The sequence below is a fragment of the Paraburkholderia sp. Ac-20342 genome, assembly GCF_017104985.1.
Classification (GTDB): domain Bacteria; phylum Pseudomonadota; class Gammaproteobacteria; order Burkholderiales; family Burkholderiaceae; genus Paraburkholderia.
Genome location: NZ_JAAGPQ010000002.1, coordinates 177029 through 188687, shown reverse-complemented (window position 1 = coordinate 188687; position 11659 = coordinate 177029). Strand labels below are relative to the sequence as shown.

Annotated in this window: 7 protein-coding genes and 1 pseudogene; 2 read left to right on the top strand and 6 right to left on the bottom strand. The window is 63.7% G+C overall.

Annotated elements, in window-relative coordinates; genetic code table 11:
• From G3N58_RS01590 to G3N58_RS01580, 3 genes and pseudogenes are all read right to left on the bottom strand, one after another.
• A pseudogene (locus G3N58_RS01590) lies at nt 1-428 on the bottom strand (hypothetical protein); the annotation flags it as partial.
• Nucleotides 429-811: 383 nt separating this feature from the next.
• Nucleotides 812-1891, bottom strand: a complete 1080-nt coding sequence (locus G3N58_RS01585) for a LacI family DNA-binding transcriptional regulator (protein WP_241016949.1) — start codon at nt 1889-1891, stop codon at nt 812-814.
• A gap of 130 nt (nt 1892-2021) precedes the next feature.
• Complete coding sequence (locus G3N58_RS01580) at nt 2022-3293, bottom strand: glucarate dehydratase family protein (RefSeq protein ID WP_205998319.1); 1272 nt, start codon at nt 3291-3293, stop codon at nt 2022-2024.
• Nucleotides 3294-3751: 458 nt separating this feature from the next.
• Here G3N58_RS01580 and G3N58_RS01575 point away from each other — a divergent pair, with 458 nt between their 5' ends.
• Nucleotides 3752-5053, top strand: coding sequence for an MFS transporter (locus G3N58_RS01575; RefSeq protein WP_205998318.1), 1302 nt, complete (start codon nt 3752-3754; stop codon nt 5051-5053).
• Here the strand turns inward: G3N58_RS01575 and G3N58_RS01570 are convergent, their stop codons facing one another.
• Entirely contained in the window at nt 5054-7258 is a 2205-nt protein-coding gene (locus G3N58_RS01570; RefSeq protein WP_205998317.1) for a TonB-dependent receptor, read from the bottom strand.
• Between the two features lie 474 nt (nt 7259-7732).
• On the opposite strand from G3N58_RS01570, the gene G3N58_RS01565 reads away from it, so the two are divergent.
• The gene (locus G3N58_RS01565; RefSeq protein ID WP_205998316.1) at nt 7733-9961 is read left to right on the top strand and encodes an NADP-dependent isocitrate dehydrogenase; all 2229 of its coding nucleotides are present in this window, start codon (nt 7733-7735) and stop codon (nt 9959-9961) included.
• Between the two features lie 177 nt (nt 9962-10138).
• Here the strand turns inward: G3N58_RS01565 and G3N58_RS01560 are convergent, their stop codons facing one another.
• Nucleotides 10139-10366 (bottom strand): hypothetical protein, encoded by a 228-nt coding sequence (locus G3N58_RS01560; protein WP_167044865.1) that lies wholly within the window; start codon nt 10364-10366, stop codon nt 10139-10141.
• Between the two features lie 463 nt (nt 10367-10829).
• Nucleotides 10830-11642, bottom strand: a complete 813-nt coding sequence (locus G3N58_RS01555) for an alpha/beta hydrolase (RefSeq protein WP_205998315.1) — start codon at nt 11640-11642, stop codon at nt 10830-10832.
• Nucleotides 11643-11659: the final 17 nt, after the last annotated feature.

Sequence of the window (11659 nt, the reverse complement as noted above, 5' to 3'; positions counted from 1 at the left end):
CCCGAAGTACCCGAAGTACCCGAAGTACCCGAAGTACCCGAAGTACCCGAAGTACCCGAAGTACCCGAAGTACCCGAAGTACCCGAAGTACCCGAAGTACCCGAAGTACCCGAAGTACCCGAAGTACCCGAAGTGCCCGAAGTGCCCGAAGTGCCCGAAGTGCCCGAAGTGCCCGAAGTGCCCGAAGTGCCCGAAGTGCCCGAAGTGCCCGAAGTGCCCGAAGTGCCCGAAGTGCCCGAAGTGCCCGAAGTGCCCGAAGTACCGGAGGTGCCCGAGGTGCCCGAAGTACCGGAGGTGCCCGAGGTGCCCGACAACCCACCATTACCAAGCGGGTTGTTCGGAGTCTGAATAGTCGACCCGCAGCCGTAGAGTGAGAGAAGCATGGATGTCGCGACAGCGATGGCTGTACGACCGGCGAATTTTTGCATGATGTCCTCGTTGAACGATTATTGATGGAGGTCATCAATGCAAGTTGCAGGCCAAACGTAATTTATATTTCTATTTCTTCTTTTATAAGAACATTTACCGCCGAATCATGCGAAAAGCGCAATTCATATCTGTAAAACGCGTGTTTTTCAGATTGTCCGAGGGCGATGTACCGGCCGGTGCTACGTAACGTTCGAGCCGGGCGTAACAGTCTTTTGAGGCATTGCGCATAACGCTCCGTAGCGCGGCTGCCGAACCGCATGCGTTTTGTTTCGCCCATGGATAACTCACCGGCAGATCGGGCTGCGCGCTCCTGGCCACACACCGTGCATCGCCGTCTAAAGCTCGGGCACACGCTTTGTGCCCTGATGAAGAGACCATGCCCTCATCGCTCCGTCGTCGGCATCCGGCTCGCGCTTTCCCGCATTGGGCTGTTCCCGTCCGTGCCGCTATCGTCCGTTCCAACAGCGGGCCCGCGCCTGATCGTCGATTCGCGCAAGACGAGGTGCGGATCGAGCATCGAATAGCCGGCGTGTTCTTCGGCTTTGCCTTGCAGTTCGCCGAGCAGTTTCGTCATCGCGAGTTCGCCCATCTTCTCGCTCTGGAAATCCACCGAGGTCAGCGCTGGCGACGCGTACTCGCCATACGGCACGTTGTCGAAGCCGGCCACCGACACGTCCTGCGGCAACCGGAAGCCCAGTCCGCGCGCTTCCTTGATGAAGCCGAGCGCGATCAGATCGTTGTAGCAGATCACGGCATCCGGACGCCGCGGGCCGAGCATCAGTCCCGAGCACATGCGCTCGCCGGCCGCGGGCGACGGCGCTTGCGCCTCGTGAACGTCGAGCGGCAACCCGAAGGCGTCGAGACAGTTGCGGATGCCGCGAATCCGCTCGTCGTTCCAGCGCGAGCGGCCAAAGCCGAGATAAGCGATTCGCCGGTGGCCGAGTTTGACGAGGTGATTCGCGAGCATGTAGCCCGCGAGGCAGCTATCGGTGCCGACGCTCGAAATCGGAAAGCGCTCGCTGCGCCCGAACAGCACGACCGGTTTGCCGAGATCGAGCAGCCATTGCACGGAATCGTCGGGCATGCGCGAACTGACGATCATGCCGTCGACGCGTTGCGCGAGCGATTCGATCAGCGTTTGCTCGCGCTCCTGGCTTTCTTCGGTATCGACGAGCAGCAGCGTGTAGTCGTGCTGAAGCGCCACGCGGTTGGCGCCCTTCACGATGCTGGTGAAATGCGGATTGCGGATGTCGAGAATCGCGAGGCCGATGGTGCGCGTCCGCCCGGTGATCATCGAGCGGGCGAGCGGGTTCGAACGATAGCCGAGCTGTTCGATCGCCTGCTTGAGCCGCGCTTCGACGACCGGGGTAAAACGCTGTGCCCCATTGATGTACTTCGACACGGTCGCAACCGATACGCCCGCTGCGGCCGCGACGTCGCGAATGGTGGCACTCTTTTTCATCGGCTCGGGATAACGTTTTCCGGTAACTTCTTAATACTAACGGCAATGCCCCGCACCGTAAAGGCAAACGCCGCGCGCGCAGTGCCCGGATGGCGCGGCGCGAGCGCGCTGACAGCGCAATCTCGTCGGCTCAATAGCGCGGCTTCTTCGCGATCCACTCGGGGTGCAGCTTGCGCATTTGCGCGGCGTCGTTGCGCTGCGTCATGCCGCATTGCAGATAGCGCTCGTGCAGCGCGCCCAACGCGTCCCGATCGAGTTCGACGCCGAGGCCCGGCGCGTCGGTGACGCTCACGCAGCCGCCTTCGATCGCGATCTTGCCGCCCTTGAGCACTTCGTCTTCCTGCCACGGATAGTGCGTATCGCACGCATAGGTGAGATTCGGCACCGCCGCCGCGAGATGCGACATCGCCATCAGGCTGATGCCGAGATGCGAATTCGAATGCATCGACAGGCCGAGGCCGAACGTCGCGCACATCGTCGCGAGCGTTTGCGTGGCGCGCAGGCCGCCCCAGTAGTGATGATCCGACAGCACGATCTGCACGCCGCCGAGCGCGACGTTGCGGCGGAATTCGTCCATGCTCGTGACGACCATGTTGGTCGCGAGCGGCAGGCCCGTTGCGCGATGCAGCTGCGCCATGCCTTCGAGTCCGGGCGTCGGGTCCTCGTAGTACTCGAGATCGCCTTCCAGTTGTTTGGCGATCCTGATCGACGTATCGAGCGACCAGTTCGCATTCGGATCGATCCGCAACGGATGATCGGGAAACGCGCGCTTGAGCGCCTTCAGGCTCGCCACCTCGATGTCGGGGTCGAGCGCGCCGGCCTTGAGCTTGATGCTGCCGAAACCACAGCGCTCGATCATCGTGCGCGCCTGCCCGACGATCTGCCCGGGCGTGAGCGCCTCGCCCCAGCTATCGGGGCGGTACGAGGCATCGACGTCGCTCGCGTACTTGAAGAACAGATAGGCCGAGAACGGCACCCGGCGCCGCACCGCGCCGCCGAGCAGCTCGTGCAGCGGCACGCCGAGCGAGCGCGCCTGCAGATCGAGCAGCGCGACTTCGAAGGCGCCGAAGACCTTCTGCTCCGCCTTGTCCAGCTGCGAGCCGGGCGCGAGATCGATCTCGACCGCGCTCGCTGGCGGCGCGCCCGCCGACAAGGCCGCGCGCACTTCGCGCGCCGCGCCGTTCAGATCGAACGGGCTCAGTCCGGGCAGGCGGTCCTTCACTTGCAGCAGGCCGTCGAGCACGGGCTTGTCGCCATACGTTTCGCCGAGGCCGATCAGACCGTTGTCGGCTTCGATCTCGATGATCGAGCGCAGCGCGAACGGTTCATGCACGCCGCTCGCGTTGAGAAGCGGCGGGTCGCTGATGGCAATGGGCGTGACGCGGACGGAGGCGATCTTCATGGGGGCGGTTTGCTTTATCGATGAACGGCGCAGTCGCCTGCGCCCGGCGCGGAAGAAGGATAACGATTTCCAATTCTAGCGAGCGAGAACGGTCGAGTAAACGCGCTTCGACATCGCAATTCGAGAATTTTGATGTCGCTGCCTATACAGAAATCGAGCATTCATGACGCGTGCCACGGATTTTGCTAGGGTAAGGAAAACGCCTGAAAGCACTCGATTTACCACTACGGTGGCCCGAAGAAAAAAGAAAACGTTTTCTTCATTCCGCGCCTTCGTGCGACAATCCAGCCGACAAAGACTATGCGGATTCCACCCGGTTTCGACCGGAGAATCGTCGCGGTGTCGATTGCGTTCGCGCCCGCCGGCTTGCCGCCGCGTCGCGCGGCACACGCCCCGCGACCAACGAAGCGCGCGGTTCGCCTGCAACCGCGCGACGCACGGAGACACGAGGTAACGGCATGACCAAGTCTATCAAGGTGAAAGGCCTGCGCTGGTGGATGATCGGGCTGCTCACGCTCGGCACGATCACCAACTATCTCGCGCGCAGTTCGCTGAGCGTGGCCGCGCCGACGGTGCTGCAACACCTGAACATTTCCACGCACGAATATGGCTGGATTACCGGGGCGTTTCTCGTCATGTATCCGATCGGCGCGCCGCTGACCGGTTATCTGATGGACCGCGTCGGCTTGCGCATGGGCTTTCTGCTGTGCGGCGTCGCGTGGTCGCTGATCTGCATGGCGCACGGTTTCGCGGCGGGCTGGGTCGGGCTCTTCGTGCTGCGCGGCATGCTCGGGCTCGTCGAAGCCGCGTTCATTCCGGGCGGCATGCGCGCGGCGGCGTACTGGTTTCCGTCGCACGAGCGCGGCACGGCCGCGGGCGTGTTCAACCTCGGCACGTCGACGGGCGCGATTCTCGCGCCGCCGCTGATCGCGTGGTCGATCCTGCACTACAGCTGGAATGTCGCATTCCTGATCGTCGGCGGACTCGGGCTCGCGTGGGCCGTGCTGTGGCTGCTGCTTTACCGGCATCCGGACCGTCATCCGGCGTTGTCGAAGGAAGAGGCGGCGTATATCGGCGCGACCCAGGAGTCGAGCTTGCGCGCCGCGAAAGGCTCGGGCCCAAAGGTCTTCGAGATCCTCCGGCAGCGTAATTTCTGGGGCATCGCGCTGCCGCGTTTCTGCGCCGATCCGGTGTGGGGCACGCTGGTCTACTGGATGCCGCTGTACCTCTATCAGGCGCGCGGCTTCGATATGAAGGCGATCGCGCTCACCGCGTGGCTGCCGTTCGTCGCGGCCGACCTCGGCTGCATGGTCGGCGGTCCGTTCTCGGCGTGGCTCAAGCGCCGCTTCGACGTGCCGATCGTCAACGGCAAGCGCATCGCGTTCACGATGGCCGCGTTCCTGATGATCGGCATGGCCGGCGTCGGCTTCGTCCATAGCCCGGCGGTGGCGGTGTTCCTGCTGTGCCTCGGCGGCTTCGCGCATCAGACGCTGTCGATCACCGTGATCTCGATGTCGGCCGACCTGTTTCCGCGCCGCGAGGTCGGCACCGTGACCGGCATGGCCGCGCTCGTCGCGGGCTTGGGCAACTTCGCGTTCACGATGACGATGGGCTGGTTCGTGACCCGCGTCGGCTACACGCCGTTTTTCGTCGCGCTCGGTTTCGGCGATCTGATCGGCGCGACGCTGCTGTGGACGCTCGTGCGCCGTCCCGCGACGAGCGAAACGCCGGAAGCCGCGCCACAGCAAGCGCGGGCTTAATCAGAACTGCAAGGTCGCGCTCGCGACCGCCGTCCGCTGCGGCGACGGCGACACGTAGTAGCCCCACGCGGTCGTCCAGTAACGGCGGTTGAACAGGTTGTTCACGCCGGCGCGAAACGTAACGTCCTTGCCGGCGATCTTCGTTTCGTAGCGGCCGCTCAGATCGAACGTTGCGTAGGCCGGCACGAACTGCGTGTTGGCCGCGTCGACCGCCTGGTTGCCGACATAGCGGCCGCCGAATGCGAGCGTGAGCGGCCGCAGATATGCCGGGTTGTATTCGATGCGCCCCGTCGCGGTAAAGCGCGGCGCGCCATAAATGCGCTTGCCCTCGATGCCCGGATCGTCGATATCGACGGCCTTCGCGTCGAGCCACATCACGCCGCCCGTCACGCGCCATTCGCTCGTCAGCGCGAGCCAGCCGCTTGCGTCGATGCCGGTGTAGCGCTTCGTGCCGTCCTGCACGAAAACGTTCGCGGTGTTCGTGTAGTTGTAGCCCTGATCCACGCGGAACAACGCGAGGTTCGCGCCCCAGCGGCTGTGATCGGACTTGAAGCCGACTTCGTACTGCTTGCTGCGCAGCGGGCCGAACGTCGCCGGATAGTTCAGGTTCGTGTTCGACGCCGCGCCGCCCTGTTCGAGCGATTCCACATAGCTCGCGTACAGCGTCGAGTACGGATCGGTCTTGAACATCAGCGCGAAGGTCGGTGTGACCGGGTTCGCGCTGTATTGCGACGTGACCGCGCCGCCCGGCTCGTACACGTTCTGCCGGTACTGCGTGTAGCGCACGCCGAGCAGCGCGGAGAGGCGCGGCGTGAACTGCACGGTGTCGCTCGCGTAGACGGCGGTCTGCGTGGTGCGCTGCTGGCGGTACAGTTCCTCGCCGATGCTCACTTCGTCGTTGCTCAGCAGCGTCGTGGCGTACAGGTTGCCGTTGCCGAGGAAGTAGCCCTCGTTCCAGCCTTCGCTGTTGCTGTACTCGCTCGTCTGCGTCTGGTAGCCGGTGCCGAGCACGATTTCGTGATGGATGCCGCCGGTGTCGAACTTGCCCTGCACCATCGCATCGACGTTCTGATAGAAGTAGCGCGTCATTGCCGCGTAGAGCGTATTCGCGTAGTTGCCGGCGGCGTCGGTCACATAGAGCAGGCTGTCCGAATTCGTGCGGTTTTCCTTCGCGAAGCGGTACTTCACGCTCGCGCGCCAGTTCTCCGACAGACGATAGTCGAGGCCCGCGCCGAACGACGCCATCTCGGTCTGATAGTAGTTCTGCGGCTGCGCGAGCGCGCCGCCGATCGTGCTCGCGTCGGGAATGCCGAGGCCGCCGCCGAACATCAGGCCGAAGATCGTGCCCTCGGTCTTGCGCTTCTGATAGAGCGCGTCGGCGCTGAAGACGAGGTCCGGCGTGATGCGGAAGTCGAAGGCGAGCGACGCCGCCTGGCGGCTCACGTGGCCGTCCTGCTCGGCGGTGGTGCCGTATTCGTTGGCGAGATTCAGGCGATAGCCGAAGCGCTGGTCGTTGCCGAAGCGCCCGCCCACGTCGACGGCCTGGCTGAATACGCCCGCCGATCGATAGCCGAGCGTGAAGCTGCGGTACGGGTCGTCGGTCGGGCGCTTGAGCACGTAGTTGACGATGCCGCCCGGCGAGCCGAAGCCGTACATGAAGCCGGACAGGCCCTTGAGCAGTTCCACCTGCTCGAACGGTTCGAGCGAGAGGTCGGTGTCCCAGGACGGGAAGGTTTGACCGTCCACCTTGATGCTGTTGAGCGTATCGATCGGCATGCCGCGCACGTTGAATGTCGAGTTTTCGCTGATCGAGTTCTCGCTGCTGATGGTGACGGCCGGGTCGTATCTGAACAGATCGTTGGCCGTCGTCGCGAACAGGTCCTGGGCGTCGTCGCTCGTGGCGATACGCGTCGAGAAAGGCGTGTCGACCTGCTTGCGCGAGCCGAGCGCGCCCGCGCTGACGGTGTCGGCCTGCGCGACGGCCGCATCCTTCGACGCCGATACGCTCACGGCCGGCAGTGTCGTCGCCTCGGCGTTGCTCGCCGCAGCCTGCTGCGCCCAACCCGCTGACGACAGCGTGGAAAGCGACAGCCCCGCGCTCACGAGCAGCCCCGCACTGAGGCGCGACGGAGCACGGCGCGCGCCGCGCGCGGAAGCGGGGCGGCGGATAACGGCAAGCTGGGCGGATTCGATGGATTTCTGCATGTTTGTTTTAGGTAGGCGTAGCGTGGCGCCGCCATGCGCCTACGCTGCGCGGCGGAATTCCAGTCGGCCGGGTGGTTGCGAGAAGTGATGAAGCGCTTGAGTCGTTAAGGTTGGCTAAACGGTTGAAACGAGCGATCCAGGTTCGAAATTTTCATAAATCATAATGCATATGATTCGCATTTACAAATAAACGGAGGGTCAACCCGAACTTCAAGTCATCTATAAGATATCTGTTTAAAGACTTGGGCAATCGGCCGCAAAGCCTTATCTGGCGGGGCTTGACCCCTTTGGGCGAGGTGCGGCCGTCTGTTTGTCGCGCCCCGGATAGAGGAAAACACGCATATACTCACGGTCTGGCCGCAAACTGAGGGCCGCGGGTTGCGTCGTGTCGCATTGCGCCGTAGCCGCCGCCGCGATTGCGCTGGCTCCGCACCGCCAACGCTCTGTCTACCACTTCCTAGCAAAGCATCGATCATGTCCACACCGCCGAAGATCATCTACACCCTGACCGACGAAGCGCCCGCTCTGGCAACGTACTCGCTGCTGCCGATCGTCAAGGCGTTTACGCGCTCGTCCGACGTGCTCGTCGAAACGCGCGACATCTCGCTCGCCGGCCGGATCATCGCCGCATTTCCCGACTACCTGAGCGCGGAACAGAAGGCTTCCGACGATCTGGCGGAGCTCGGCGGACTCACCACGCGCCCGGAAGCGAACATCATCAAGCTGCCGAACATCAGCGCCTCGGTACCGCAGCTGAAGGCCGCGATCGCCGAGCTGCGCGACCAGGGCTACAAGCTGCCGTCGTATCCGGACGTCGCGACGACCGACGCCGAGAAGGACGTCAAGGCTCGCTACGACAAGATCAAGGGCAGCGCGGTGAACCCGGTGCTGCGCGAAGGCAATTCGGACCGCCGCGCGCCGCTGTCGGTGAAGAACTACGCGCGCAAGCATCCGCACAAGATGGGCGTCTGGAGCGCGGAGTCGAAGTCGCACGTCGCGCACATGAGCAGCGGCGATTTCTACGGTAGCGAAAAGTCGGCGCTCGTGGCGGCAGCCGGCAACGTCAAGATCGAACTCGCGGCTGCGGACGGCTCGACGACGGTCCTGAAGGAAAAGACGCCGGTGCAGGCGGGCGAGATCATCGACGCGTCGGTGCTGAGCAAGAACGCGCTGCGCAGCTTCATCGAGGCGGAAATCGCCGACGCGAAGGCGAACGGCCTGCTGTTCTCGGTGCACCTGAAGGCCACGATGATGAAGGTCTCGGACCCGATCATCTTCGGTCAGGTGGTGTCGGTGTTCTATAAGGACGTGCTCGCGAAGCACGCCGAGGCGCTGGCCAAGGTCGGCTTCAACCCCAACAACGGTATCGGCGACCTGTACGCGCGCCTGAAGGATCTGCCGGCCGAAACGGCCGCGGCGATCGAAGCCGATATCAAGGCGCAGTACGAACAGCGTCCGCCGCTCGCGATGGTCAACTCGGACAAGGGCATCACGAGCCTGCACGTGCCGAGCGACGTGATCGTCGACGCGTCGATGCCGGCGATGATCCGCGAGTCGGGCAAGATGTGGGGCGCCGACGGCGCGCTGCACGACGCGAAGGCCGTGATTCCGGACCGCTGCTACGCGGGCGTCTACCAGGCGGTGATCGAGGACTGCAAGAAGCACGGCGCGTTCGATCCGGTCACGATGGGCACGGTGCCGAACGTCGGCCTGATGGCGCAAGCGGCCGAGGAATACGGCTCACACGACAAGACGTTCCAGATTCCGGCGAACGGCGTGGTCCGCGTGACCGACGCCGCCGGCGCGGTGCTGCTGGAGCAGCCGGTCGAGCAGGGTGACATCTTCCGCATGTGCCAGACCAAGGACGCGCCGATCCGCGACTGGGTCAAGCTCGCGGTGAACCGCGCCCGCGCGACCGGCACGCCGGCCGTGTTCTGGCTCGACGCGGCGCGCGCGCACGATGCGCAGATCATCAAGAAGGTCGAGCAGTACCTGAAGGACCACGACACCAACGGTCTCGACATCCGTGTGATGACGCCGGTCGAAGCGGCGAAGTTCTCGGTCGAGCGCATCCGGGCCGGCAAGGACACGATCTCGGTCACCGGCAACGTGCTGCGCGACTACCTGACCGACCTGTTCCCGATCATGGAACTGGGCACCAGCGCGAAGATGCTCTCCATCGTTCCGCTGATGGCCGGTGGCGGCATGTTCGAAACCGGCGCGGGCGGTTCGGCGCCGAAGCACGTGCAGCAGCTGGTCGAAGAAGGCTTCCTGCGTTGGGACTCGCTCGGTGAATTCCTCGCGCTGGCGGCGTCGCTCGAACATCTGGGCACGACGTACCACAACCCGAAGGCGCAGGTTCTCGCGAAGACGCTGGATCAAGCCACCGGCAAGTTCCTCGACAACGACAAGTCGCCGGCCCGCAAGGTCGGCGGCATCGACAATCGCGGCAGCCACTTCTACCTCGCGATGTACTGGGCCGAAGCACTGGCCGCGCAAACCGAGGACGCGGCGCTGCAGGCGCAGTTCGCGGGCGTCGCGAAGGCGATGGCCGACAGCGAGGCGAAGATCGTCGCCGAACTCGGCGCGGCACAGGGCAAGCCGGTGGACATCGGCGGCTACTACCGTCCGAATGTCGGTTTGACGAGCCAGGCAATGCGCCCGAGCGCGACGCTGAACGCGATCGTCGATGCGATCGCCTGAGGCCGAAGCCGTGTGCGCGACTGAGGCGGTGAGCATGACGATGGCTTCGAAAGCCATGCGGTAAGCACGCAGCCCGGCCGCCAGAACGGTGGCAAATACGACAATGGCGCTTTCGAGCGCCATTGTCGTTTCTGCGTGCACTGCTACGTCACCGTCGGTCATACCCTTTCCTGGTCCTTACACGTGAACGATTTCCCAATCGGCGAGATGCTCCGGAAACTCGAGCTGCGACGTGTCGAGTTCAGACAGATGCTCGCAGTTCAGGCCGCGCGCGAGATCGTCGGCGGCCTGTTGCGGGCTTGAAAATTCACCGAGCGTTTCGTTGCCGTAGGTGGCCTCCCAACCGTCCTGACCCGGCAGAATGTAGAACGCTCCCAACGTCGAACCAAAGCGAAAGCCTTTCATTTTTTGTCTCCCAGTTGCCAATAAAAAAACCGTGGTTCGTGACGGCTTCTTCGCAATCTGTGGGATTGGGGCGGACCGCTCTGTTAGGCCTTCCCGAATCCGACTGCGTGAAGCGCGTGCTCTTGTAAAAGAGTCTACGTCAGCGGCTAGTTGGGCAAGCAGGCGTCAAACGGTTCTTTCTAATAAAAATTATGTTTTAAAAACAACAATTTGCGATCTTAATTTTGCGATGTGCAACGTCGGGCGACATTGCGAAATGGCTGATTTGTGCCACGCACCATGATTTTTTACGAAGCGCGGCATCGTTTCGTATCGCGAAAAATAGGGGGCTGTGTTAGGCCTGAAATGACGGTGTGCGGCTTTGAGCCGAGCCAGGGTGGGTTTCGGCCTCGCTTTGTCATGGATTCCTGCCGGCTTCACGCCATCGGTTAGCCATGCGCCGGCCGGCGCTTCAGCCTGCGTTTTACCCCGCGATGCGCCGCAAAAACTCGAGCAGCGCGCGATCGAACTGCGCCGGCCGTTGCAGCGGCGCGAAATGGCTGACGCCGGGCAGGGCAGTCAGCCGTGCGCCTGGAATGCTGCGCGCAAGATAATCGGCGTGCTCGGGCTTGATGAACTCGTCGTGCTCGCTTTGCACGATCTCGACCGGCACGCGGATGCGTGCAAGATCGGCCGCCGAATAGTTCGGCTGCGTGCGCATCATCTCGCTGACCGCGGAGACGAATGCATCGAAGTCGTTCGGCGTCGCCGAGAGGCTGGCGTAGTCCTTCGCATGGCGGCCGAAGCAGCGGTCGATCACCTCCGTCGGCACGAATGGCTTCGTCCCGGTCGGGTCCATGTTGCAGCCAAAGAAGAACACGCCCGCGACGCGCTCGGGCGCGAGCGCCGCCAGCACGAGCGATACGCACGCGCCATCGCTCCAGCCGATCATCGCGGCCTTGGCGAGTTGCAGCGTGTCCATGACGGCAAGCACGTCCGACGCCATCAGTTCGTAGCGATAGGGCCGTGCATCGCGTGTGCTGCGGCCGTGGCCGCGGCTGTCGATCACGACGACGCGATGCCCCGCATCGAGCAGCGCCGGCACCTGATAACCCCAGTTGCCGCTATGTCCCAGTCCGCCGTGCAGCAGGATCACCGGTGCGCCCGAGCCGTACGACGCGTACCAGATGCGCGCGCCGTCGTGCTCGACGTGGCCGCTCTGGTCCGTTGCCGGCAGCGGCGCGGCGCCCTGTGCGGCGAACTGTTCGAGGGCGTCGTCGTGGTGCTGTGGTGCCATGCTGGCCTCCGTCGCGT